We start from the raw sequence: 23,525 nt of genomic DNA, 5'->3' as shown, positions 1-23,525 counted from the left end.
TCAGGCCGCGCTTCTGGCGCTCTCGCCCAGCCAGGCGCTGAGCAGTGCCGTCCGCAGCGCCGCGCCGCGGTCCGCGAATACGCGCTGACGTCGGACGTACTCCGCCTTGCCCTCGGCGGTCTCGATGGGCACGGGCGTGATCTCCCACGCCGACAGGTCGTACGGCGCCGCCTGCATGTCGAGCAGCCGGATGTCGCGAGCCAGCTCGAACGTGTCGAGCAGCAGCTCGCCGGGGATCAGGGGGCCGAGCTTCGTCGCCCACTTGTACAGATCCATGCCCGCGTGCAGGCAGCCGGGCTGTTCGAACAGCGGCTGCTCCTCCCGCGTGAGCATCGTGCGATTGCGCGGGACGGCGTCGGGGGTGAAGAAGCGGAAGGCGTCGAAGTGCGTGCAGCGCAGATCGTGGCTCTCGACCACCGCGTCCGTGCCGGCTCGTCCCAGCCGGAGGGGGACGGCATGCCGATGCTCCTCCGCGCGGTAGACCATCGCCCATTCATGCAGCCCGAAGCAGCCGAACTGGCCGGGGCGGGAGGCGGTGCGCCGCAGCATACGCTCGACGAGGGCGGCCAGCTCGGGCTTGTCGGCGGCGAACGCTGCCGCGTCGGGGACCGCGCCGTCGTCGCTGCGACCGGGGGAGTACCAGCGCCAGTCCAGGCGCTCGACGGCGTCCGCGAGTTCGATCCCTGCTCCCGGGTGCCAGCGTCGGAGCTGCGCTGGTTTGTAGGAGTAGTACGTGAACAGGAAGTCCCACACCGGGTGCTTCTCGGAACGGGACGCTCGATCCCGATGGTCGGCCGTGAGCGCATCGGCGCGCTCCTGATGCGCCTTCTCGCGGGCGATCCAGTCCGGACGGGTGATGCGCATGTCAGTGCAGGATGCCGACGTCGCCGAGCTGGTCGCGGAGTCCTGCGCCGTCCTCGGCGCTGACCCAGGGGGCGGCGTCGTCGGCGTGCGGTTCGTGCTCGGCGCGACCACCGGCGAGGACCGCCTCGGCGGGAAGCAGGCGACGGATCGCCACTCCGGCCACGGAATCCGGGTACTCCTCGAGGAACTGGCTGTAGATCGCCTCGTCGTGCTGACCGTCGTCGCCGATGAGGAGCCACTTCACGTCGGGGAACTCGGTCGCCAGGCGGCGGAGGTTGGTCAGCTTGTGCTCACGGCCGCTGCGGAACCAGCGCTCATGAGTGGGCCCCCAGTCGGTCAGGAGCATGGAGCCTGCGGGGAAGAGGTGACGGCCGAGGAAGCGCCACAGCGTGGGCGCGACGTTCCATGCCCCGGTCGACAGGTAGACCATCGGGGCGCCGGGGTGCTGACGCAGCAGCTGGTCGAGCAGCACAGCCATGCCGGGGACCGGGATGCGCGCATGCTCGTCGAGGACGAAGGAGTTCCAGAACGCGATGAACGGACGCGGAAGAGCCGTCACCATCACGGTGTCGTCGACGTCGGACACGACCCCGAAACGGGTCTCCGCCGCGACGATGAACGCCCGGGCCTCCACCGGTTCCTGTCCCTCGACGGAGATCTGGAACGTCTGCCAGCCCGGTTCGAGGTCGACCTTGATCATCGCGTCCACGACGCCGCCGCGGTCGGCGACGACCTGATGCGTCGTGTCACCCATGTGCACCGTGACCGATGCGAACCCGACCGGGATCCCGACGAAGCTGCGCCATCCGCGTACACTCGCCGGTTCGCCGTCTCGCGTGCGACGTTGCGGAGGCACGATGAGCACGCGTCCGACGACGCGCACCCAGCCGGGTCCGCCGTAGCCGGGGAACGGGAGGATGGTGGCGACACGGCCGCGACGGCGCGCTCGACCCTCACGCCAGACATGGAGGCGATGTTCGAGTCGGGCGAACCAGTGGATCCGGGGGGCCGGGGGAGCGGATGCCATTGGCTCAGTCTTTCACGTCGGCGTCCGCCTCCGCCTCCGGTGCTTCCAGGTGCCGCGCCTCGAGACGCTGCAGCAGCTTCTTGCCGAGGTAGGCCAGCAGCAGGAACAGGGCGATCACGCCGACGAAGATGTACCCGGCGAAGTGCACGCGGTCGACCAGGTCGCGGAAGCTCCCCGCCGCGAGCGAGGTCACGCTCACATACGCGGTGGCCCAGATGATGCAGGCCGGAGCGGTCCAGGCCAGGAAGCGCCGGTACGGGTATTCGCTCATCCCCACGGTGAGCGGGACCAGCGAATGCAGCACGGGGAGGAAGCGCGAGAGGAAGATCGCGATGCCTCCGCGGCGGGCGAGGTAGTTCTCGGCGCGGACCCAGTTGTGCTCGCCGATCCGGCGTCCGAGCCACGATGCCCGGATGTGCGGACCCAGCCAGCGGCCGAGCCAGAAGCCGATGCTCTCGCCGATCAGGGCGCCGACGACGACCGCGACGCCCATCGCGATGCCCTCCCACGGGGTGGCCACGCCCATCGACGCGATGATGACGATGGTGTCGCCCGGCACGATGAGGCCGATGAGGATGCTGGTCTCCAGCAGCACGGCGAGACCAGCGACCAGGGTGCGGGTGATCGGGTCGATCGACTGCACCGCGTCGAGGAGCCAGAGCAGGAGGTCATCCACCCCATGAGGATACGGGAGCACGCCGGTCGTAGGCTGGCAAGGTGCCCGAACGTCTGACCGCCCGTCCGCTGCGCTCGCGGGTGCGGCCAGCCGAGGTGTTCCGGACGCTCGAACAGCGCGCCGCGGACGTCTTCTGGCTCGACGCCGGCGCGGATGCGACCGAGGGCTGGAGCTTCGTCGGAACGGGGGTCCCTTCCGCGCTGCCGGAGGACGTCGACCTCGCCGCCGCTGATGACGACTCCGCGCTGCCGCCGTTCCGAGGCGGCTGGGTCGGGTGGCGGGACTACGAGAGCGGCGCCGCCGCTGCCGGCGCCCCGACGAGGAGCGACGACCCGGCGTCGGCGCTGTCGTGGCTGCGCGTCACGTCCGCCGTCGCGTTCGACCACGCATCCGGTCGCGCATGGGCGCTGAACGGCACCGACGACGAAGGGACGTGGACCGCGGACGTCGAGGAGTGGAGCCGGCAGCCGCAGCCCGAAGACGCCGAGCGCCCGACGTCCGCTCGGCTGCCCGCGGAGGCCAGGCACGACCCGGGAGAGTACGCCGTGCTCATCGAGCGCTGCCGCGAACTCATCAGGGCCGGCATCGCCTATCAGCTCTGCCTGACGACCCGGTTCACCGTCGCCGGTTCGCACGATGCCGCGCAGGTGTACCGCCGCCTCCGATCCGCGACCCCCTCGCACCACGGCGGATTCGTGCGGATCGGCGGACGCTCGCTGCTGAGCGCGAGCCCCGAGCAGTTCCTCCACGTCCGGGGCGGCGTCATCCGCACCCGCCCGATCAAGGGCACGCGCCCCCGCAGCACCGACCCCGTGCAGGATGCCGAGCTCGCCGCAGAGCTCGCCGCCGACCGCAAGGAGCGCGCGGAGAACGTCATGATCGTCGACCTGATGCGCAACGACCTCTCCCGCGTGTGCGTGCCGGGGAGCATCCGGGTGGACGGCCTCTGGACGGTCGAGAGCTATCCCGCCGTGCACCAGCTCGTGAGCACGGTGAGCGGAGCTGCTGCTCCGGGCACGACGGTCGGGGCGCTGCTGGCGGCCACGTTCCCCGCCGGAAGCATGACCGGCGCCCCGAAGCTCTCCGCGATGACGCGGCTGCACGAACTCGAAGGCGGCCCGCGCGGCGTCTATGCGGGGTGCTTCGGATACATCGGCGTGGACGGGGCGGTCGATCTCGCGATGGTGATCCGCAGCATCCTGATCGACGAGGCGGGCGCCGCGGTCGGAGCCGGCGGCGGCATCACGTGGGGCTCGGTCGCGGCGGCGGAGGTGGCGGAGGTCGCCACCAAGGCGAAGGCCCCGCTGGCCGCGCTCGGCGCCGAACTGCCGGTGCCCTGGGGTTCCGATATCCTGAACTGATCCCGCTTTTTCCACAGATTGGTCGTGCGTTCGTTGTCTGAGAACCTGTCCACCGCTCCCTCCGACGAGGAGACCCCGTCGGCGCACGCCATCCAGAAGAAGTGGCAGAAGTACTGGGCGGACAACGGCACGTTCCTCACCGGAGGCGACGAAGACACGCGGCCGCGCCGCTACGTGCTGGCGATGTTCCCGTATCCGTCGGGTGATCTGCACATGGGGCACGCGGAGAACTACCTGTACTCCGACATCGTGGCGCGGTTCTGGCGTCATCGCGGGCACAACGTGCTGAACCCGATCGGCTGGGACTCGTTCGGTCTGCCGGCCGAGAACGCGGCGATCCGTCAGGGCGCCGACCCCCGCGAGTGGACGTATCAGAACATCGCGCAGCAGAAGGTCGGCTTCGAGGCGTACGGCGTCTCGTTCGACTGGAGCCGCGTGCTGCACACGTCCGACCCCGAGTACTACCGCTGGAACCAGTGGCTGTTCCTGAAGATGTACGAGCGTGGCCTGGCCTACCGCAAGAAGAGCCCCGTCAACTGGTGCCCGAACGACCAGACCGTGCTGGCGAACGAGCAGGTCGTCGACGGGCGCTGCGAGCGCTGCGGCTACGAGGTCGTGAAGAAGAAGCTGACCCAGTGGTACTTCCGCATCACCGACTACGCGGACCGTCTGCTGGACGACCTGAACCAGCTGGAGGGCTTCTGGCCGCACAAGGTGCTGCAGATGCAGCGCAACTGGATCGGCCGTTCGATCGGCGCCGATGTGGACTTCCGCATCGAGGGTCGCGACGAGCCGGTGACCGTGTTCTCCACGCGTCCCGACACGCTGCACGGAGCGACGTTCTTCGTCGTGGCGCCCGACTCCGATCTGGCCGCCGAGCTGGCGGCTGAGGCGCCGGCCGAGGTGCGCCAGCGCTTCCAGGACTACCTGGAGCAGGTGCAGAAGGAGTCGGACATCGACCGGCAGTCCACGGACCGCCCGAAGACCGGTGTCTTCCTGGAGCGCTACGCCATCAATCCGGTCAACGGCGAGAAGCTGCCGGTGTGGGCTGCGGACTACGTGCTGGCCGACTACGGGCACGGCGCCGTCATGGCCGTCCCGGCACACGACCAGCGCGACCTGGACTTCGCCCGCGCGTTCGACCTGCCGGTCAAGGTCGTCGTCGACACGACCGCCCCCGTCACGGGCGCGATGCCGGTGATCGAGGTCGACGAAGAAGGCGTGCCGATCGACACCGGCGCCGCACTCGACGAGCAGAACCCGGCGTCCACGGGCGTCGCCCTCACGGGTGAGGGGCGCATGATCAACTCCGGCGCGCTGAACGGGCTGTCCAAGCGCAACGCGATCGCTCGCGCGATCGAGCAGCTGGAGGCTTCCGGAACGGGGCGCGCCGCGAAGAACTACCGTCTGCGCGACTGGCTGATCTCGCGTCAGCGCTTCTGGGGCACTCCGATCCCGATGCTGCACGCGGAGGACGGGCGGATCATCCCCGTCCCGGAGGACAAGCTGCCGGTGAAGCTGCCGAGCGTCGAGGGGCTCGACCTCAAGCCCAAGGGCACGTCGCCGCTGGGTGGAGCGGAGAGCTGGGTGCGCACGGTCGACCCCGAGACCGGTGATCCCGTGCTGCGCGACCCCGACACGATGGACACGTTCGTGGACAGCTCCTGGTACTTCCTGCGGTTCCTGTCGCCGAACAGCGACACCGTGGCGTTCGACCCGGCGCAGGCCGATCGCTGGGCCCCGGTGGACTCGTACATCGGCGGCGTCGAGCACGCGATCCTGCACCTGTTGTACGCACGGTTCATCACCAAGGTCCTGTTCGACATGGGGCTGATCGACTTCACGGAGCCGTTCTCGAACCTGATCAACCAGGGCATGGTGCTGCTCGACGGGCAGAAGATGTCCAAGAGCAAGGGCAACCTGGTGCTCTTCCAGGAGGAGCTCGACGCGCACGGTGCCGACGCGCTGCGTGTCGGCCTGGCGTTCGCCGGTCCCGTGGAGGATGACAAGGACTGGGCCGACGTGTCGACCACGGGTGCGCAGAAGTTCCTCTCGCGCGCGCTGCGGATCGCCCATGAGGTCTCCAGCCCCGTCGACGTGGTGTTCGACGGCGGCGATGCGGCGCTGCGGCGTGCGACCCACAAGCTGCTGGCCGAGGCGCCGGCGCTGGTCGAGCAGACGAAGTTCAACGTGCTGGTCGCCCGCCTGATGGAGCTCGTGAACATCACGCGCAAGACGATCGACGGCCCTCGCGGAGCGGGCGACCCCGCCGTGCGCGAAGCCGCGGAGACGATCGCCGTGATGCTCGACCTGATCGCCCCGCACACCGCGGAGGAGATGTGGGAGCTTCTCGGTCATGAGCCCTCCGTCGGCCTGGTGACCTGGCGCTCCGCGGATCCGGCGCTGCTGGTCGAGGACACGGTCACGGCTGTCGTGCAGGTGGGCGGCAAGGTCCGCGCGCAGCTGGAGGTCCCCGCGCGGATCGGGGAGTCGGAGCTCGAGGCGCTGGCGCGCGCGGACGAGCGCGTGATCCGGTCCATCGGCGACCGGGAGATCGTCAAGGTCGTCGTGCGCGCGCCCAAGATCGTCAGCATCGTCGTCAAGGGCTGAATCCCGTCTGTCGTGGCGGACTGCTGCGACAGACGGGCTCACATCCGCGGGCCGGTGGACCGGGCCTGCCGCAGTGCACGCCTCGCTGCGCCAGCGATGACCAGGAGCAGTCGGGTTCTCCACATGCGCGGATCGCGCGGAGTTGTGCACGGGCATCGAGCCGCGAGAGGAGTGCGCCCTCGCAGCGCCGCTAGCGTGGCCCGATGACTTCCGCGCCGACACCGCCCCCACCGCGGCGTCGTCTGCGTCTCGGCATCGGCGCGGCCGTGGTGCTGGCCCTGGTCGTCCTGTCCGCGGCGGTCGGGATCGGGATCCTACGAGGTCCGGAAGAACCGGTCGACACCATTGCGGTGACGGACGCCGACGGGAGCACCGCCGCGCCCTCCGGAGAGCTCTACGTGCACGTGCTCGGAGCGGTCGCACGACCCGGGCTCTACGTGCTCCATAGGGATGCGCGTCTCGTCGATGCGGTCGCGGCCGCGGGCGGGACGACGGAGGAGGCCGATCTGGCCGCCGTGAACCTCGCCCGCCTGCTGGAAGACGGGGAGCAGATCGTCGTGCCCGTGATCGGGGCGGCTCCGGAGGCGTCGGGTGCGCCAGGGGGGGCGGCGCCCGGCGACGAGCGGATCGATCTGAACACGGCTGACCAGGCCGCCCTCGAGTCGCTGCCCCGCATCGGACCAGCGCTGGCGGAGCGGATCATCGCCTGGCGCGAGGAGAACGGCCGTTTCCGCTCGGTGGACGATCTGCTCGCCGTCCCCGGCATAGGCGAGAAGCTGCTCGCCGGGCTGCGCGACGGGGTGCGTGTGTGAGGTGTTCTCGCGGCGGCGCGGAACGCCTCCTCCGTGTCCGGGTCCTCCTGGTCCAATGACCTGATCGCTTTCCGGACCACGTGTTCGGTCCGGGCATCGGCGAGCGGAGTGCCGTCGTAGGGCGTGCCGGGGGACGATCCTCCGCTCCGCGGTGTTCCGCGCGGATGCAGGACGGCGAACCTGCTGACCGTTCATCGTGGACATGCCGCTCGTCCCGGCTTGTGGCGGTGATGTCGGGATCTGGTCTCAACTGCTCCTTCTGCACAACAGGTGAGGGGCGTCGGTTGTCCGCCGACAGCGTTCCGGTGGGCGGCGACGGGGTGCGGCGGACCCTACGGTTTCTGGCATGCACCGTGCCGGGAGACCTCGCGACCTCCGTCTGGTGCTGCCCGCTCTCGGGGGGTGGGCTGCGGCGCTCATCGGGGTGTTCTGGCCGAGCGCCTCGTGGCCCCTGGTGGGGGGAAGTCTCGCCGGCGCGGTCATCGTCGCGCTGTTCGGTCGAGCGCGTCACTCGCGGGAATGCCGGGGGCGGCACGGCCTCGCGGTGGTCGTCTGCGTGGTGATGGCCGGTGTCGCACTGTCGGTGGCGTCGGCGACGCCATCTCGAGAACGGGCCGCCGCGGGGGACGGGCGGGTCGTGGAGCTGCAGGCGGAGGTGACGTCGTCGGCGTCGCCGGGACGCGACGGGCGGCTGTGGGTGGATGCGCAGACGATCGGCCTGGGAGCGCCTGGAGAGGTTTCGGCGGTGTCGGTCCTGGTGCGGATCGGCGTGGCAGAGTCCGACGGGGTCGATCCCGGCGCTCGGCTGCGGGTGATCGGTGAAGCCGAGGCGACGGATCCAGGGGAGCGGGCCGTACTCGTGGTGTACGCGACCGAGGCCCAGGTCATGCGCGGGACAGAGGGAGTCTTCGCCATCGCCGCGGGCTTGCGGCATTCCTTCGTGCAGCGGGTACAGCGCCTTCCTGAGCCCGGCGCCAGCCTCCTTCCGGGGCTCGCCGTGGGAGACACGCAGGCGGTGTCGGACGCACTGAACGACGACATGCGGTCGAGCGGGCTGAGCCACCTCACCGCGGTGTCCGGCGCGAACTGTGCGATCGTCGTGGGGGCGATCTTCTGGCTGACGGCGCTGTGCGGCGGCGGTCGGGCGGCGCGCGTGGTCCTCGCCCTCCTCGGCCTCGCAGGATTCGTGGTGCTGGTCACGCCGGAGCCGAGCGTGATCCGTGCCGCCGTCATGGCGGCGGTGGGCATGCTCACGGTGCTGTTGGGGCGACCGAGCGCGGGGGCGGGGCTGTTGGCCCTGTGCGCCGTCGGAATCCTCCTGGCGGATCCGTGGCTGGCCGCGACACCCGGGTTCGCGCTCTCCGTCGCCGCCTCCGGGGCCCTCATCCTGCTCGCTCCTCTGCTGGCCGTCGGTCTCGGCAGGTTCCTGCCGCAGCCCGTCGCGCTGGCCGTGGCGGTCCCGCTCGCCGCACAGCTGGCCTGCGGACCGATCATCGCCCTGTTCGCGGAGCAGCAGTCCCTGGTCGGAGTCGCCGCGAACCTGGTCGCGGCTCCTGCCGCTCCGATCGCCACCGTGATCGGCTTGATCGCCTGTCTTGCCGCGCCCGTACCCGGAGTTGCAGACCTCCTCTCGGCGTCGGCCTGGCTTCCCGCCGCCTGGATCGCGACGACCGCCACCACCGCGGCCGACCTGCCTCACGGTCAGCTGCTCCTCCCGGCAGGCATGACGAGCGCTGTGCTCGTCGCGGCGGTGAGCGGCGCGATCGTGCTCGTGCTCATCCGTCCCGCCGCGGTACCGGGACGGTGCTCGGCCGTTCGCGTTCTCGCGCTCCTCCGCGGCGGCGCGGCGACCGTCCTCGTGCTCGCGTTGTCGCTCGGAGGGGCTCGGATCCTCCTCGACGGCCCGCTGGCCACGCTGGCGGCGCCGGAAGGCTGGTCGATCGCGGCGTGCGACGTGGGGCAGGGCGACGCCGTGCTCGTCCGGTCCGGGGACGCCGTGGCGTTGATCGACACGGGTCCCGCGCCGGAGCCGCTCTCCGCGTGCCTGCGCTCGCTCGGCGTCGCCCATGTCGATCTGCTCGTGTTGACCCATTTCGACCTGGACCATGTCGGCGGCACGGCAGCCGTGCGCGGACGGGTGGGCGCCGTCCTCCACGGCCCCACTGCGGAGGAGACGGAGCGTCGACTCCTCCGCGACCTCGCCGACGGAGGAGCGCGGGTGGATGAGGCGTCGACGGGCAAGACCGGAGTCCTGGGGCAGGCGAGATGGCGGGTGCTGTGGCCGCGTCGGCCGTCGCCGGCGTTCCCCAGCGGCAACGACGCGAGCGTGGTCATGGAGTTCGACGGCGGAGGGGTGCCGCGGTCGATCTACCTCGGCGACCTCTCCGCGGCGCCCCAGCGAGTCCTTCTGCGCGCCGCGAGGCTCGGACGATACGACGTGGTGAAGGTGGCGCATCACGGCAGCGCGGATCAGGATCCCGATCTGTATCAGGCGCTCGCGACGCGAGCCGCTCTCTTCAGCGTCGGGGCCGACAACGACTACGGGCACCCGCGCGCCGAAACGCTGGAGCTGCTGGCCGCGAGCGGCGCGAGGGTGTTGCGTACCGACGAGCGCGGGCGCATCCTGCTCGGTCTCCGCGATGGCGAGTTGCGTGTCTGGACGGAGAAGGTCGGCCCGTGAAACGGGCAAGTCCGCGCTCTCCGCTGAGTAACCTGGTTCCATCCAGTGCCGGCGCGAGCGATCGACGCCGGACGCACGCGGAGACAGGAGCCGGAAGAGATGGCGGAAGCATCGCAGAGCAAGGCGGGCGCGCGTGCAGGGCGCGGGCTCAGCCGGGAGCCCATCGTCGAGACGGCTCTCGCGAGGATCGACAGGGTCGGCACGCAGGGTCTGTCGATGCGTTCGCTGGCGCAGGAGCTCGATGTCGAGGCGATGTCGCTGTACCGCTACGTCCACGGACGGGAGGATCTTCTCGAGGCGGTCGTGGCTCTCCTGATGGGAGACCTGACGGCACGTCTCGACGATGAGGTCGCCGAGCATTGGCAGGGGTTCCTGCAGAGCGTGGCCCACCACGTCCGGCGCATCGCCATCGAGCATCCGCGGGCGTTCCCGCTGGTGGCCACCCGACACCCGTCAGCCCCGTGGCTGCGTCCGCCGCTTCGCAGCGTCGAGGTGGTCGACACCTTCCTGAGCGCCCTGCTCGAACGGGGGTTCAGCGACGAGCAGGCCGTCGGCGCCTACCGCTCGTTCAGCAGCTTCCTCCTCGGACAGCTCCTTCTCGAATCGGCGACGCGGGGCGCGGAGACGGCTCCGGCTTCGGAGCCCCTCGACGAAGGCGGGGCGGACATCCCGGAGCATGACGGCCGCGAGGGGCTCGAGGACGCCCCGCAGGTGGCGCGTCTGCGTGCGCTGCTCAGCGAGGACCGCAGCGACGAGGAGTTCGAAGCCTCCCTCGAAGCGCTCCTCGACCGCCTCGATGGCGAACTCACCCAGTGATGGGCCGGTCAGTGCCTGGCATCCTTCTCCGCAGAGTCGTCGTCAGCCGCTGACTGCTGGCGGAGGCGGCGTCCCTCCTCGATGTCCTTCCGCTCCTTCCGCGCGACCTTGTCGCTCTTGCGGGTGTCGCGCGGAGGCAGCTGGATGTCCTCCTCGGCGGCGATGCCCGCCTGGAGCTGGCGCCCCCGCTCGAGCTCGGCATCGAACTCGGCGCCGAACAGCAGCGCGAGGTTGGCGATCCAGAGCCAGAGCAGGAAGATGATGATCCCGGCCAGAGAGCCGTAGGTGCGGTCGTAGTTCGAGAAGTTCGCGACGTAGAACCCGAACGCCAGCGTGGCGAGGCCGAGCACGACGATGGCCAGCAGGGCGCCGATGCTGATCCACCGGAACTTCGGCTGCTTCGCATTCGGAGTCGCGTAGTACAAGATCGCCACGATCAGCACGACGATGAAGGCGAGCAGCGGCCACTTGGCGATCGACCAGATGGTCTGCGGCACGTCGCCGATTCCCAGCGCGTCGCCCAGAGCCTCGGTCACGGGTCCCGAGACGATCAGGATGATGGCGGCGACGACGAGAAGCACGATGGTGATGACCGTGACGAGCAGCTGTGCCGGCTTCAGCTTCCAGAACGGGCGGCCCTCGTCGATCTCGTAGATGCGGTTCATCGCGCGGCTGAAAGCCCCGACGTAGCCGGACGCGGACCAGATCGCCAGCAGGATGCCGAAGACCAGAGCGAACCCCGCGGCCGGAGATGTGGACATCTGCTCGATGGGTCCGCGGATCGTGTCTGCGGTGTCTCCCGGGGCGACCTGCTCGACGATGTCGAGGACGGCATCGCTCGCGGCTTTGCCCTGCCCGAAGACGCCCAGGAGCGAGAATATCGCGACCAGACCGGGGAAGATCGACAGCACGGCGTAGTAGGTCAGCGCCGCAGCGATGTCGGTGCACTGGTCGGACGAGAACTCGCGGATCGTCTTCTGCAGGACGTACTTCCACGAGCGTCTGTGCAGATCGTCGGGGGAGTCGGGCTTGCGTCCCTCTTCCGGGTCCGGGGCGCGGCGATCGGTGGACGGGGCGCTCTTGCTCATGGCAGGTCCTTCGTGTGGGAGAGGAGGAGGACCCGCCGCGAGGCGGGTCCTCCCTGTCCGGCGGGGTCAGGCCCCGGAGATGTTCTCGCGGGCATCCTGCGCTTGGCCGCGGACCTCTGCCGCGGCCGTCTGCGCCTCGTCGGAGACGGCGGCGACGGAATCCTGGGCGGACTCCTTCACGGCTGCGAAGGAGTCCTGCACGGGCTGCTTGAGGTGCTCGCCCACCTCCTTCGCCGCATCGGTGACCTCGTCGACGAGCGGCTGCGCCTGGTCCTTCACGGTGGCCGCCAGATCCTTCTCCTTGGAGGAGGCGGGGATCAGCGATGCCACGAGGAGTCCGGCGCCGAACGCGATCAGGCCGACGGCGAGGGGATTGCCCTCTGCCTTGGCGACGACCCGGTCCTTCACGTCTCCGACGTGGGATCCGGCGTCCGAGAGGGCGGAGCCGGTGTCATCGGCGGTGCCCATCACACGCTCGCGGACGGAGTGGAACGCTCCACGCACCTTGCCCATCTGCCGGTCGACCATCTTCGACGGGGAGACCTTGTCGGCCAGGGCGTCGACGTCCAGGCCGAGGTCCGCCCTGGTCCGCTCGATGTCGGCTCTGATCTCATCGGGTGAATCGCTCATCGGTTCTCCTCATTCCTTTTCAGCGTTTCGGGTATCTCTTTGAGTGTGTCGACGGTCTGCGGAGCACCTTCGACCTGCGCGAACTGGCCGCGTCCGACGACGAACAGGATCGCGGCGATGATCGCCCACAGGACCGCGACGATCACCGCCGCCCATCCGCCGCCGATCAGGGTGCCGAGCCACCACCACAGCGCCACCGACAGGAAGAAGACGGCCATCAGCGCGCCGTATCCTGCGGCGCCCATCAGGCCCGCTCCCTTCGCGGACTTCGTCGCGGATTCCTTCAGCTCCGCCTTGGCGAGCGTGACCTCCTGGCGCATCAGGGTCGAGATGTCTCTCGACACCTCCCCGAGAAGGTCGCCGAGCGACGTCGAGGCCGCCTTCTGCTCAGACGGTGTGGGGTCGGTCATAGCCGTCCTCCCCGCCGATGTCCGGTCGTGTCGACGCGGTCTGGTCGTACAGCGGTGTGCCGGCACCGACGTCCGTGGTCGTACCGACGGGGACCGGTACTGCGGGGTCGGGCTGCACCTGCACGGGCGGCGGCACCGGGGCCGGCGTGGCGTCCTTGTCGTCCGACGCGTTCGAGGCGAGTGCCCGCGTGAGCCGGCCGACGGCGACGCCGACGACGGCTGCGGCCAGGATGAAGGTTCCCGGCTTGCGACGGGCGTAGCGCTTGACCTCGGTCAGCACCGAACCCGGGTCGCGGTCTCCGAGCCAGCTGGCGGCGGAGGACAGGCGACCGGAGACCTGCTGCACCAGATCGCCGGCGATGCCGCTCCCGGAGGAGTTCGCTGCCATCGATCCGAGTTCGTCGCTGAGGGAGCGCAGGCCGCCGGCGACGCGCTGCTGCTGCGTGTTCGCCTGCTCCTTCAGCTCCCGCTGCGTCTGCGCGTAGAGATCTTTGGCCTGGGTCTTCGCTTCGCCGACGACGGTGGCGGCCTCGTCCTTGGCTGTGCCGAGGACATCCTTCGCCTGCGTCGCCGCCGTGTCCTTCAGGTCAGCGGCTTCGTGCTTCACTGCATCGACCTTGCCTGGGGAATCGGGGGAGTGCACGTCCGAGCCGTTCAGGCTGGTCGTCTCTTTGTTTTCCGACATCGGGGCTCCTTTTCGCGGACCGATCGGTGGGATCGGTTTCCCCTGTCTAGACCTCGGGTGGGCGTCAGCCATCTCCCTTGCGCCGGATGGACTTACGGTGTAAACGCACATCACGACGGCGTGCACCGGATCGGAGGAGACACCGTGTCGGGCGACGCGGGTAGGCTGGATCCATGGCAGCCTCGCGACCCCCTTCCCGCGGCGGTGCGAAGCCCACCAAGATCCCTCAGGTGTCCTGGCGCGAGCCGCACCCTGCGCCGATCGTCCTCGTCTCCGGTCCGGAGGAGGTCTGCGCGGAGCGCGCCATCGCGGGCGTTCGCGATTACCTGCGAGCCGAAGACCCGGCGCTGGAGGTCAGCGACGTGCGCGCCGACGACTACGCGCCCGGCACGCTGCTCTCGCTCACTTCGCCCTCGCTGTTCGGCGAACCGCGGCTCGTGCGCGTGTCCGGGGTGGAGAAGTGCTCCGATGCCTTCATCCAGGAGGCCGTGTCGTACCTCGACAACCCGCAGGAAGGCGCGACGGTCATCCTCCGCCACACCGGCGCGAGCGTCCGCGGCAAGAAGCTCCTCGACGCGGTCCGAGCCGGCAGCGGCGGTGGCATCGAGATCGCGTGCCCCGCGGTCAAGCGCGACGGCGACCGGGTCGACTTCGCCGCCGGAGAGTTCCGCGCCGCTCAGAAGCGCATCGCTCCCGCGGCGCTGCGCGCGCTCGTCTCCGCTTTCGCCGACGACCTGACCGAGCTGGCTGCGGCCTGCCAGCAGCTCATCGGCGACGTCGAGGGCGACATCACCGAAGCGGTCGTCACGAAGTACTACGGCGGCCGTGTGGAGGTCTCGGCCTTCGTCGTGGCAGACACCGCGATCGCCGGCCGCTACGGCGAGGCGTTGATCGCCCTCCGTCACGCCCTGTCCTCCGGTGCGGACCCAGTGCCCATGGTCGCGGCGTTCGCGATGAAGCTCCGCACGATGGCGCGTGTCGCGGGTAACCGCGAACCGAGTCGACAGCTCGCGCAGCGTCTTGGCATGAAGGACTGGCAGGTCGATCGCGCCCGCCGCGACCTCGCCGGGTGGAACGAGCGCTCGCTCGGCCTGGCGATCCAGGCGACCGCGCGAGCCGATGGCGAGGTCAAGGGCGCCGCACGCGACCCGATCTTCGCTCTGGAGCGCATGGTCACGGTGATCGCCACCCGTCAGCCGTTCGGCGAGTAGCTCGACCCCCGATCTACCGACCGACACACGAAGAAGGCCCGCCCCGCGAACGGGACGGGCCTTTCTCCGAAGTTCACACTCAGAGAGCGGAGACCTGCTTGGCGAGAGCCGACTTGCGGTTCGAAGCCTGGTTCTTGTGCAGGACGCCCTTGCTGACGGCCTTGTCGAGCTTGACGGCAGCCTTCTTCAGGCCGGCCTCGGCGGCGGACTTGTCACCGGCGGCGACAGCGGTGCGCGTCGTGCGGATGAGGGTCTTGAGCTCGCTCTTGACCGCCTTGTTGCGCTCGCGAGCCTTCTCGTTGGTCTTGTTGCGCTTGATCTGCGACTTGATGTTTGCCACGTGTGGACGCTTTCTGTACAGGATTGTTCGGAATGCCGGCAGCAGAAGAGGGCTGCTGCACAGCGGTCGTGAGGGAAGAACCCACACGCAAGCCAAGAGTCGAGTCTACCAGCAGACCGGGCGATCACGCGAAACGGCGGGAACGATGCGAAACCCGGTCGCGCGTTCGATGGTACCGGGTGCAGAATCGTCCTTATCCCGACAACGACGTCAAGGAGCCCGATGACCCCCGACCCCCGCCGTCCTTCCGTGCCCGTGGGGCTCCGCTGGGCTGCAGCGACCTCCGCCTTCCAGATCGAGGGTTCTCGCCCGACCGGCGCCTCTGGACGATCGATCTGGGACGACTTCCTGGAGCGCCCGGGAGCGATCGTCGACGGCACGACCGCCGATCCCGCGTGCGACAGCTTCCGCCGACCCGAGGCGGACGTGGAGCTCGCGGCGGGCCTGGGTATCGATCGCTATCGGTTCTCCATCCCGTGGGCGCGCGTGCAGCCGGACGGCATCGGACCGGGCGATCGCATGGCGCTCGATCATTACTCGCGCCTGGTCGACCTGCTGCTCGACGCCGGCGTCGCGCCGTTCCCGACGCTCTTCCACTGGGAGATGCCGAGCATGGTGGAAGCGAACGGCGGCTGGCTGGAGCGTGACACCGCCGAGCGGTTCGCCGACTACGCCGCTATCGTCGCGGACCGCCTCGCCGATCGGGTGACGGACTGGTACACCCTGAACGAGCCGGCGATGACGACGCTGCAGGGGTATGCCGTCGGCTCGCTCGCTCCGGGGCGGCAGCTGCTCTTCGACGCCCTGCCGACCGTGCACCACCAGCTGCTCGCGCACGCTCGCGCGGCGTCGGTCCTGCGGGCTCACGGAGCCGCCCGCGTCGGACTGACCAACAACCACACCCGCGTCCTTCCGCTGCATGACACCGCGGAGGACCGGCAGGCCGCCGGGCTCTACGACCTGCTCCACAACCGGGTCTTCAGCGAACCGCTGCTCGCCGGTGCGTACCCCGAGCTCGAGGCGCTCGGGCTCCCTGCCATGCCGGTGCACGACGGCGATCTGGAGGTCATCGGAGGCTCGATCGACTTCTACGGCATCAACTTCTACAACCCGACGACGGTGACCGCCGCTCCGGAAGCAGGTCCGATCCCGTTCGATCTCGTGCCGACGCCGGGCGTTCCCGTCACCGGCTTCGGACCGGAATGGCCGATCCTGCCCGAAGCGCTGTGCGACCTCCTGATCGATCTGCACCGGAGGCATCCGGATCTGCCTCCGGTGGTCATCGGCGAGAACGGGGCGTCGTTCCCCGAGCCGTCGCGCGCTGCTCGCGTCGAGGACACGGAGCGGATCGCCTACCTGGCCGGGCACATCGCCGCGTTGTCCGAGGCGATGGACGCAGGCGTCCCCGTGGAGGAGTACACCGTGTGGTCGCTGCTCGACAACTGGGAGTGGGCCGACGGCTACACGCAGCGGTTCGGTCTCGTCCACGTCGACTTCGAGACGGGGGAGCGGACCCCGAAGGCGTCCTACCACTGGTATCGCGATCTCATCGCGAGCACACGTGCCGAGACCACCGCGACGGCGGCCGGGCGATGACCGAGATCTCGCCCACGCGGACGAGGAGGGCGGGTCTCCGATGGATGTCGCTGTTCACCCTGGCATGGCTCGCGATCTGGACGGTGCAGCTCACACCGGTCCAGCTGCTCCTCCCGCTGCAGCTGGACACGCCGGAGGACGACTGGATCGGCGGGGTCGTCTCGTCCGGACTCGTTCTCGGGATCGGCGGTCTCGCGGGAATCCTGGCGGGACCGGCCGCCGGCGCGCTGTCCGATCGGGGTGCGGCGGGACGCCATCGACGCCGCCCCTGGGCGCTGGGCGGAGTGCTGCTCACGGCCGTCTGTCTGGTGCTCACCGGGTTCGCGGAGGGTCCGTGGGGCGTCGGCGCCGGCTGGGTGGGCGTTTCGATCGGGGTGGCCGTCTCGTCCGCCGCGTTCACGGCGCTGATCGCGGATCAGCTGCCGACCACGCAGCGCGGCGCCGCCTCGGCCGCCGTGGGGTCCAGCCAGGCCGTGGGCATCGTCCTCGGTGTTGGCCTGGTGGTGCTGCTCGGTCTGGGAATCCGTGAGGGGTATCTGCTGCTGGCGGGAGTCATCGCGGTCGTCGGGTCGGCGGCGGCGCTGCTGCTGCCCGACCCGCCGTCGACGGAGGAGATGCGTCCGACCCGGATCGGGCGTCATCCGCTCGCCTCTCTCCGCGACCGCGACTTCGCGTGGATGCTCTCCGGCCGCCTGGTGACGAACATCGGCAACGCGCTCGGGACGGCGCTGTTCCTCTTCTTCCTGCTGCACGGTCTGGGTCAGCCGACCCCGGTAGCCCAGGACAACCTGCTGCTGCTCATCCTCGTGTACACCGTGTTCGTCGTCATCGCTTCGGTGATCACGGGCGTGGTCTCGGACCGCACCGGCAACCGCCGGACGCTCGCTGTCGCCGCCACGGTGGTCCAGGCGGCCTCCGGGGTCGCGATCGCTCTCGTGCCGACATTCGAGATGACGATGGTGGCCGCGGCGCTCATGGGATTGGGATACGGCGCGTTCTCGACCGTGGGGCTCGCGTTCGCGGCGGATCTGCTGCCCGACGAACAGGATCACGCGAGGGATCTGGGGATCGTGAACGTCACGGCAGCACTGGGGCAGCTCATCGGACCGGTGCTGGGGGCGGGGCTGGTCGCCCTGGTCGGCGGGTTCTGGCTGGTCTTCGTCGCGGCGGCCGTGCTCTCCCTGGTCGGCGGGCTCCTCACGGCCTTCGCGCGACAACCGAGCCGGTCATGAGGAGGCGGCCCGCTGCTCGACCGTGGCGATCGCGACCCCCAGCACGGCGTTGAAGACCTGCGGTCGCATCGTCGTCACGAGGTGCGTCGTCCGCGGCACGACGATGAGCTCCGCATGCGGCGCCAGGCGACGGAAGGCGGGCTCGTTCAGTCGCAGCTGGTCGTACTGCCCGTTCACGAACCACAGCGGCACGTCGATGCGCGCAACCGCGGACGCGACGTCGAGAGCCGCCAGACTCCGCAGAGCCGAATCCTGGGTGTCCAGCGCGTAGCCGCCGGCCGCGAAGTCCCCACGGTGCTCCTCCGGGATCGTCGCCGCGAGCATCCGCTGGGTGAGCCACATGCCGCGGTCCGGCAGCGCATCGAAGGCCCGGGCGAACAGGCGGTACGCCGCGAGGCCCGCCCCCTGCGGGAACGAGGTGCAGGCGGCGGCCACGAGACCGGCGACAGGCGGCTTCTCCGCGCCTCCCGTGTACGCCAGCGACAGCAGCCCGCCCATCGAGTGCCCGACGAGCAGGACGGGCCCGTCCTCGGCGCCGGCGCGAACGGCGAGGTCGACCGTGTGCAGCGCCTCGTGGAGAGAGAAATCCTCATCCATGCGGCTGCCGTGACCAGGCAGATCGACCGCTGTCGCCCGGCGCCCCCGGGACTCGAGGTAGGCGAGCTGCGCGCGCCACATCGTGGCCGACGTGCGGATGCCGTGCACGAAGACGATCTGAGCGGTCACGGCGTCAGCATAAGGAAAGCGGGGCCGGTGGATGAACCACCGGCCCCGCTTCGACACGGAACGTGTCAGAGAGGATTACTTCTCCCAGCCCACGTTCTCCACCGGCTGGATGCCGAAGAGGTCCAGACCCACGTAGGGCTCGGGGGTCAGGTTCGCCAGACCCTCCTGCACCGTGTAGATCTGCGGGCCGTTGTAGAGCGGGATCAGGCCCCAGCGCTTGTAGATCTCGGGCTCGAGCTCCATCGCGGCAGCGGTCTGCGCCTCGGGGTCGCTCTGCGACTCGACCTTGTCCTTGATCTCGGCGTCGAGCTCGGCGTCACCGACACCCGACAGGTTGAGACCGGAGTCCGAGCAGTACAGCTGGCAGAACCAGGCGGCACCGAACGGGTCGGACGAGGTGAAGCGGAGTCCGGAGACGTCCCAGTTCTTCGAGGTGTAGTCGTCGGAGAACTGGCTGGCGGGACGGACCTCGACCTTGACGTCGATGCCGACCTCCTTCTCCTGCGCCTGCAGCGACTGGGCGAGCGCCTTCTGCGTGGCGGTGTCGCTCCAGATCGGGTAGACCACGGAGAGCTTGACGCCGTCCTTCTCGCGGATGCCGTCGGAGCCCTCGGTCCAGCCGGCCTCGTCGAGGAGCTTCTTGGCGCCCTCGACATCGAACTCCCAGCCGGCGGCCTTCATGGAGTCCTTGTAGCCGGGCTGGAAGGAGAACAGGGTCAGCGAGCCGGCCGGGTCCTCTTCGTAGCCGAGGCCGTTCCAGGCGATCTGCTTCTGCTGGTCGATGTTGATGGCCTTGAAGAACGCCTCGCGGACCTTGACGTCCTCGAACTGCGGCTTGGTCGAGTCGACCTGCAGGATGGTGTTGGCGGTCTGCTGCGCGCGGTACACCTTCGCGCCGTCGACGTCCTTGACCTGGTCGATGAGCTCCTGGGAGCCCGTCTCGACCATGTCGACTTCGCCGTTCTTGAAGGCGTTGACGCCGGCCTGGCCGTCCATGCCGGTCATCGTGACCTTGTCGAGCAGGGGAGCGTCGCCCCACCACTCGGGGTTCGGCTTGAAGGAGATGTAGCCCTTGTTGGCGTCGAACTCGTCGACGGTGTACGGGCCGGCACCCCACTCGGGGTGCGGGTTCTCGACCATGGCCTCGTTGAACGTGGTCGGGTCGGCGAGGGCCGGGTGGATGACGCCGCCGTTGAAGGGCATCTGCGGCCAGGCGAACTCGCTCTTGAAGGTCACGATCGCCGTCTTGGGCGTGTCGCCCTGCTCGACGGACTCGATGTCCTTGTAGCCGTCGGTCGCGTTCGGGTTGAAGCCCTCGTCGTAGGAGCGGTTGGCCTTCCACGTGGCGTCGATGGCGGTCCAGTCCATGTCCGTGCCGTCGTTCCAGTGGGCCTCGTCCGTGAACGTGAAGGTCAGAACGGTCTTGCCGTCCTTGACCTCGTTCTTCCACTCGGACAGGTAGTTGTCGTTCTTGTACTGCGTGCCGTCCGGCTTCATCAGGATGAGCTGCGGCGTGTACCACGCGGCGATGCGCGCGGTGTCGGCGCTGCCGTCGCTGTTGAACGCGTTCAGCTGCGGCGGGACCTCGCGGATCGCGAAGTTGACCTCGCCACCCTCCTTGAGGTTTTCGCGGGGCTGGGGGTTGTAGTTCGCCATCTCGACCTCGGCGGCCTCGCCGTTGTCGCTGTTGTCGCCACTGCCGCTGTTACCGGCAGCGCACCCGCTGAGCGCGAGTGCGAAAGCGCCGGTGAGTGCCAGCGCTCCCATCAGCTTGTACTGCTTCATGGTGCTCCTTTCGCCTTGCGGCGTGTCATAAGGGGAGAATAGTTCGCCGGGTGCATGAATGCCCCTGCGGCAAGTGAATCTGACTTAACCGTTATCGGACCGTCATGCGCTGTGGGCTCAGGAGGCGACGGGCTGGTCGGTGACCGACGCGGGATCGAAGACGATCCGCTGCCGCGTGCGCTCGATGTCCGGATCCGGAACAGGGATCGCCGACAGCAGAGCGCGCGTGTACGGGTGCTTCGGGTTGTCGAAGACCTCGTCCACATCCCCGTGCTCGACGAAGTCGCCGAGGTACATCACGGCGACCCGGTCGGCGATGTGACGGACCACGGAGAGGTCGTGCGCGACGAACAGGTAGGACAGGCCGAGCTTGACCTTGAGGTCGTCGAGCAGGTTGATCACGCCGGCCTGGATCGAGACGTCCAGCGCCGAGACGGGCTCATCGAGAACGACGATCTTCGGGTTGGTCGACAGGGCCCTGGCGATGCCGATGCGCTGACGCTGTCCGCCGGAGAACGCCTGCGGGAAGCGGTCACGGTGCGCGGGGTTGAGGCCGACGAGGTCCATCAGCTCGCCGACGCGTCGCTGGATCTCCGCCTTCGGCGTGCCGATCGCCGACAGCGGCTCGGAGATGATGTCCGCGACCGTCATGCGCGGGTCGAGCGCGCCCATCGGGTCCTGGAACACGATCTGGATGTCGCGACGGAGCGCACGCTCCACCTTGCGGCTGCGGATGTCGTTCACGCTCGTGCCGGCGATGACGATGTCGCCCTCGGTCTGCTTGATCATGTCCATGATCTGGAGCAGCGTCGTCGTCTTGCCACTGCCGGACTCGCCCACGATGGCCATGGTCTCGCCCTCGCGCACGTCGAAGCTGATGCCCTTGACGGCGTGGACCTCGCCCACCTTGCGCTTGAGGAACGCGCCCTTGAGGAGGGGGAACGTCTTCGTGAGGTTCTTGACCTCGAGGGTGATCGGTCGCTCCTCCCGCGGGAGACGCGTCAGGGCGCTCTCGGGAGCCTCGCGCACGGGGTAGACCGGGAGTCCGCCGAGCATGCCGCCGTCCTCGATCTCGTGCGAGCGGATGCAGGCGGCCCGGTGCTCGGCGCCGCCGGCCGTGGCGACAGGAAGGAGCTCCGGCTCGCGCGTGCGGCACGCGTCCATCACGATCGGGCAGCGATCCGCGAACGGGCAGGCGTCCGGGAGGTTGATCAGCAGCGGAGGGTTGCCCTTGATCGGGGTGAGCGGCTCCTTCTCGGCCTTGTCGACGCGCGGGATCGCACCGAGGAGACCGATGGAGTACGGCATGCGGGTCTGGTGGAAGAGCTCGCGCACGGGAGCCTGCTCCACCGGCTTGCCGGCGTACATGACCATGACGTCGTCCGCGGTGCGGGCGACCACACCCATGTCGTGCGTGATCATCATGACCGCGGCGCCGGTCTCCGCCTGCGCCTTCTCGATCAGGTCGAGGATCTGGGCCTGGATCGTGACGTCCAGCGCGGTCGTCGGCTCGTCGGCGATGATGAGTTTCGGGTCGTTCGCCATCGCGATCGCGATCACGACGCGCTGTCGCATGCCGCCGGAGAACTCGTGCGGGAAGGCCTTCATCCGCTTCTCCGGCTCGGGGATGCCCACGAGCTTGAGGAGATCGATCGCGCGAGCGTTCGCCTCCTTGGCGCTGAGGTTGCGGTGCACCGTGAGAGCCTCGATCAGCTGCGCGCCGACGGTGTAGACCGGGGTGAGCGAGGTCAGCGGGTCCTGGAAGATCATCGAGATGCCGTTGCCGCGGATGGCGGACAGCTGCGAGTCGGTCTTCCCGAGCAGCTCCTGACCGTCGAACATGATCGAGCCGCTGACCTTGGCGTTCTCGTCGAGCAGGCCCATGACGGCGAGCGAGGTGACGGACTTGCCCGACCCGGACTCGCCGACGATGCCGAGCGTCTTGCCGGCTTCCAGATCGAACGAGACGCCGCGGACGGCATCGACGCGTCCCGCCTCGGAGGCGAAGCTGACCCTGAGGTCGCGGACGGACAGTACGGGGCTCATGCGCGGCCTCCTGCAGCCGAGGTGGGGTCGAGGGCGTCACGCAGGCCGTCGGCGATCAACGCCATGGAGACGGTCAGCAGCGTGAGGGCCAGGGCCGGGAAGTAGAACAGCCACGGGGAGCTGGTGATGGACGTGCTGCCCTCGCCGATCAGCGAGCCGAGCGATACATCGGGGATCTTCACGCCGAAACCGATGAACGACAGTCCGGTCTCGGTGGTGACGGCGGCGACGATGCCCATGGTGAAGTTGATCACCAGCAGCGACCCGATGTTGGGGACGAGGTGCCGCAGGACGATGCGTGTGCCGGGGACGCCCATGTACCGTGCCGCCTGGACGTACTCGCGCTCCCGGAGGGAGAGGGTCATGGTCCAGATGATGCGCGCGGGGAAGAACCACCCGATGAAGATCATGACGAGCGCGATGACCCACCAGACGCCACCGGAGTCGTTCGAGATCACCGAGAGCATGAGGAAGGTCGGGACGACCATCATGAAGTGGATGACCAGCAGGGCGATCCGCTCGAACCAGCCGCCGAAGTAGGCGGCGGCCGTGCCGACCAGGGCGGAGAGGATCGTCGTGCCTACCGACACCGTGATCGCGATCATGAGGGAGCGCTGCAGACCGATAGCGGTCTGGGTGTAGGTGTCGTTGCCGGCGCCGTTGGTGCCGAACCAGTGCTCGGCGGAGGGTCCCTTGCCGAGCGACAGGAAGTCCATGTCGTTGACGGCATACGGCGAGAGGAGCGGGCCGAGCGTCGCGAACAGGACCAGGACGATCAGGATGATCACGCCGGCGACGGCCGGCTTGTTGCGCATGAAGCGGCGGCTGTAGAGGGTCCACTTCGAGAGGGACTTCTCGGCGGCGGCTTCCGCAGGCTGTGCCGGGCCGACGGGCGGCTCGACCAGCGGATCGATCATATCGGTGGTCATA

At 69.2% G+C, this 23,525-nt stretch carries 20 protein-coding genes; 8 read left to right on the top strand and 12 right to left on the bottom strand.

Annotated features, from left to right (window positions below; all coding sequences use genetic code 11):
* Genes F6A08_RS12675 through F6A08_RS12665 form a run of 3 tightly spaced genes read right to left on the bottom strand, consistent with a single transcriptional unit; the run spans position 1 to position 2,567 of the window.
* Entirely contained in the window at positions 1 to 864 is an 864-nt protein-coding gene (locus F6A08_RS12675; RefSeq protein WP_151459595.1) for a 3-methyladenine DNA glycosylase, read from the bottom strand.
* Between the two features lies 1 nt (position 865).
* Positions 866 to 1,891: an App1 family protein gene (locus tag F6A08_RS12670; protein ID WP_017202350.1), complete on the bottom strand. Its 1,026-nt coding sequence runs from the start codon at positions 1,889 to 1,891 to the stop codon at positions 866 to 868.
* A 4-nt stretch (positions 1,892 to 1,895) separates the two neighbouring features.
* Positions 1,896 to 2,567, bottom strand: a complete 672-nt coding sequence (locus tag F6A08_RS12665; RefSeq protein ID WP_017202349.1) for a DedA family protein — start codon at positions 2,565 to 2,567, stop codon at positions 1,896 to 1,898.
* A gap of 41 nt (positions 2,568 to 2,608) precedes the next feature.
* On the opposite strand from F6A08_RS12665, the gene F6A08_RS12660 reads away from it, so the two are divergent.
* The 5 genes from F6A08_RS12660 (at position 2,609) to F6A08_RS12640 (ending at position 10,846) form a co-directional block, all read left to right on the top strand.
* Entirely contained in the window at positions 2,609 to 3,928 is a 1,320-nt protein-coding gene (locus F6A08_RS12660) for an anthranilate synthase component I family protein (RefSeq protein WP_151459594.1), read from the top strand.
* 24 nt (positions 3,929 to 3,952) lie between these two features.
* Complete coding sequence (gene leuS / locus F6A08_RS12655; RefSeq protein ID WP_192576760.1) at positions 3,953 to 6,538, top strand: leucine--tRNA ligase; 2,586 nt, start codon at positions 3,953 to 3,955, stop codon at positions 6,536 to 6,538.
* A 203-nt stretch (positions 6,539 to 6,741) separates the two neighbouring features.
* On the top strand, positions 6,742 to 7,350 hold the full coding sequence (locus F6A08_RS12650; protein ID WP_151459593.1) for a ComEA family DNA-binding protein: 609 nt from the start codon (positions 6,742 to 6,744) through the stop codon (positions 7,348 to 7,350).
* A gap of 346 nt (positions 7,351 to 7,696) precedes the next feature.
* Positions 7,697 to 10,030: a ComEC/Rec2 family competence protein gene (locus F6A08_RS12645; protein ID WP_151459592.1), complete on the top strand. Its 2,334-nt coding sequence runs from the start codon at positions 7,697 to 7,699 to the stop codon at positions 10,028 to 10,030.
* A gap of 99 nt (positions 10,031 to 10,129) precedes the next feature.
* Positions 10,130 to 10,846: a TetR/AcrR family transcriptional regulator C-terminal domain-containing protein gene (locus F6A08_RS12640; RefSeq protein ID WP_151459591.1), complete on the top strand. Its 717-nt coding sequence runs from the start codon at positions 10,130 to 10,132 to the stop codon at positions 10,844 to 10,846.
* An 8-nt stretch (positions 10,847 to 10,854) separates the two neighbouring features.
* Here F6A08_RS12640 and F6A08_RS12635 read toward each other — a convergent pair whose 3' ends face one another.
* The 4 genes from F6A08_RS12635 to F6A08_RS12620 form a co-directional block, all read right to left on the bottom strand.
* The gene (locus F6A08_RS12635) at positions 10,855 to 11,934 is read right to left on the bottom strand and encodes a YihY/virulence factor BrkB family protein (RefSeq protein WP_151459590.1); all 1,080 of its coding nucleotides are present in this window, start codon (positions 11,932 to 11,934) and stop codon (positions 10,855 to 10,857) included.
* A gap of 66 nt (positions 11,935 to 12,000) precedes the next feature.
* Complete coding sequence (locus F6A08_RS12630; RefSeq protein ID WP_017202342.1) at positions 12,001 to 12,564, bottom strand: DUF3618 domain-containing protein; 564 nt, start codon at positions 12,562 to 12,564, stop codon at positions 12,001 to 12,003.
* The gene (locus F6A08_RS12625; RefSeq protein WP_017202341.1) at positions 12,561 to 12,974 is read right to left on the bottom strand and encodes a phage holin family protein; all 414 of its coding nucleotides are present in this window, start codon (positions 12,972 to 12,974) and stop codon (positions 12,561 to 12,563) included. The genes F6A08_RS12630 and F6A08_RS12625 overlap by 4 nt, the downstream gene beginning before the upstream one ends.
* The gene (locus tag F6A08_RS12620) at positions 12,952 to 13,659 is read right to left on the bottom strand and encodes an ATP synthase subunit B family protein (protein WP_017202340.1); all 708 of its coding nucleotides are present in this window, start codon (positions 13,657 to 13,659) and stop codon (positions 12,952 to 12,954) included. Before F6A08_RS12620 ends, F6A08_RS12625 begins: the two co-directional genes overlap by 23 nt.
* Before the next feature lie 173 nt (positions 13,660 to 13,832).
* On the opposite strand from F6A08_RS12620, the gene holA reads away from it, so the two are divergent.
* Positions 13,833 to 14,870, top strand: coding sequence for a DNA polymerase III subunit delta (gene holA, locus F6A08_RS12615; RefSeq protein WP_151459589.1), 1,038 nt, complete (start codon positions 13,833 to 13,835; stop codon positions 14,868 to 14,870).
* A 79-nt stretch (positions 14,871 to 14,949) separates the two neighbouring features.
* On the opposite strand, the gene rpsT is transcribed toward holA, so the two are convergent.
* Entirely contained in the window at positions 14,950 to 15,210 is a 261-nt protein-coding gene (gene rpsT / locus F6A08_RS12610) for a 30S ribosomal protein S20 (protein ID WP_017202338.1), read from the bottom strand.
* Between the two features lie 222 nt (positions 15,211 to 15,432).
* Between rpsT and F6A08_RS12605 the strand changes: the two genes are divergently transcribed.
* The gene (locus tag F6A08_RS12605; RefSeq protein ID WP_151459588.1) at positions 15,433 to 16,806 is read left to right on the top strand and encodes a GH1 family beta-glucosidase; all 1,374 of its coding nucleotides are present in this window, start codon (positions 15,433 to 15,435) and stop codon (positions 16,804 to 16,806) included.
* Positions 16,803 to 18,038, top strand: coding sequence for an MFS transporter (locus F6A08_RS12600; protein WP_151459587.1), 1,236 nt, complete (start codon positions 16,803 to 16,805; stop codon positions 18,036 to 18,038). The genes F6A08_RS12605 and F6A08_RS12600 overlap by 4 nt, the downstream gene beginning before the upstream one ends.
* Here the strand turns inward: F6A08_RS12600 and F6A08_RS12595 are convergent.
* The 4 genes from F6A08_RS12595 to F6A08_RS12580 form a co-directional block, all read right to left on the bottom strand.
* Complete coding sequence (locus F6A08_RS12595) at positions 18,033 to 18,764, bottom strand: alpha/beta fold hydrolase (protein WP_151459586.1); 732 nt, start codon at positions 18,762 to 18,764, stop codon at positions 18,033 to 18,035. The genes F6A08_RS12600 and F6A08_RS12595 overlap by 6 nt on opposite strands.
* Before the next feature lie 75 nt (positions 18,765 to 18,839).
* Positions 18,840 to 20,549: an ABC transporter family substrate-binding protein gene (locus F6A08_RS12590; protein ID WP_124895671.1), complete on the bottom strand. Its 1,710-nt coding sequence runs from the start codon at positions 20,547 to 20,549 to the stop codon at positions 18,840 to 18,842.
* A gap of 117 nt (positions 20,550 to 20,666) precedes the next feature.
* A complete protein-coding gene (locus F6A08_RS12585; protein WP_151459585.1) occupies positions 20,667 to 22,595 on the bottom strand; it encodes an ABC transporter ATP-binding protein in 1,929 nt (642 codons plus the stop codon).
* A complete protein-coding gene (locus F6A08_RS12580; RefSeq protein WP_026049745.1) occupies positions 22,592 to 23,524 on the bottom strand; it encodes an ABC transporter permease in 933 nt (310 codons plus the stop codon). The genes F6A08_RS12585 and F6A08_RS12580 overlap by 4 nt, the downstream gene beginning before the upstream one ends.
* Position 23,525 lies beyond the last annotated feature (1 nt).

The sequence above is a fragment of the Microbacterium algeriense genome (assembly GCF_008868005.1).
Taxonomy (GTDB): Bacteria; Actinomycetota; Actinomycetes; order Actinomycetales; family Microbacteriaceae; genus Microbacterium; species Microbacterium algeriense.
This window is presented reverse-complemented; position numbering and strand designations above follow the sequence as displayed.

Excerpts from the sequence above, each read along its gene's own strand:
- F6A08_RS12675 (WP_151459595.1), bottom strand. The coding sequence starts at position 864 with ATGCGCATCACCCGTCCGGACTGGATCGCCCGCGAGAAGGCGCATCAG.
- F6A08_RS12670 (WP_017202350.1), bottom strand. The coding sequence starts at position 1,891 with ATGGCATCCGCTCCCCCGGCCCCCCGGATCCACTGGTTCGCCCGACTC.
- F6A08_RS12650 (WP_151459593.1), top strand. The coding sequence starts at position 6,742 with ATGACTTCCGCGCCGACACCGCCCCCACCGCGGCGTCGTCTGCGTCTC.
- F6A08_RS12645 (WP_151459592.1), top strand. The coding sequence starts at position 7,697 with ATGCACCGTGCCGGGAGACCTCGCGACCTCCGTCTGGTGCTGCCCGCT.
- F6A08_RS12640 (WP_151459591.1), top strand. The coding sequence starts at position 10,130 with ATGGCGGAAGCATCGCAGAGCAAGGCGGGCGCGCGTGCAGGGCGCGGG.
- F6A08_RS12635 (WP_151459590.1), bottom strand. The coding sequence starts at position 11,934 with ATGAGCAAGAGCGCCCCGTCCACCGATCGCCGCGCCCCGGACCCGGAA.
- F6A08_RS12630 (WP_017202342.1), bottom strand. The coding sequence starts at position 12,564 with ATGAGCGATTCACCCGATGAGATCAGAGCCGACATCGAGCGGACCAGG.
- F6A08_RS12625 (WP_017202341.1), bottom strand. The coding sequence starts at position 12,974 with ATGACCGACCCCACACCGTCTGAGCAGAAGGCGGCCTCGACGTCGCTC.
- F6A08_RS12620 (WP_017202340.1), bottom strand. The coding sequence starts at position 13,659 with ATGTCGGAAAACAAAGAGACGACCAGCCTGAACGGCTCGGACGTGCAC.
- holA (WP_151459589.1), top strand. The coding sequence starts at position 13,833 with ATGGCAGCCTCGCGACCCCCTTCCCGCGGCGGTGCGAAGCCCACCAAG.
- F6A08_RS12605 (WP_151459588.1), top strand. The coding sequence starts at position 15,433 with ATGACCCCCGACCCCCGCCGTCCTTCCGTGCCCGTGGGGCTCCGCTGG.
- F6A08_RS12600 (WP_151459587.1), top strand. The coding sequence starts at position 16,803 with ATGACCGAGATCTCGCCCACGCGGACGAGGAGGGCGGGTCTCCGATGG.
- F6A08_RS12590 (WP_124895671.1), bottom strand. The coding sequence starts at position 20,549 with ATGAAGCAGTACAAGCTGATGGGAGCGCTGGCACTCACCGGCGCTTTC.
- F6A08_RS12585 (WP_151459585.1), bottom strand. The coding sequence starts at position 22,595 with ATGAGCCCCGTACTGTCCGTCCGCGACCTCAGGGTCAGCTTCGCCTCC.
- F6A08_RS12580 (WP_026049745.1), bottom strand. The coding sequence starts at position 23,524 with ATGACCACCGATATGATCGATCCGCTGGTCGAGCCGCCCGTCGGCCCG.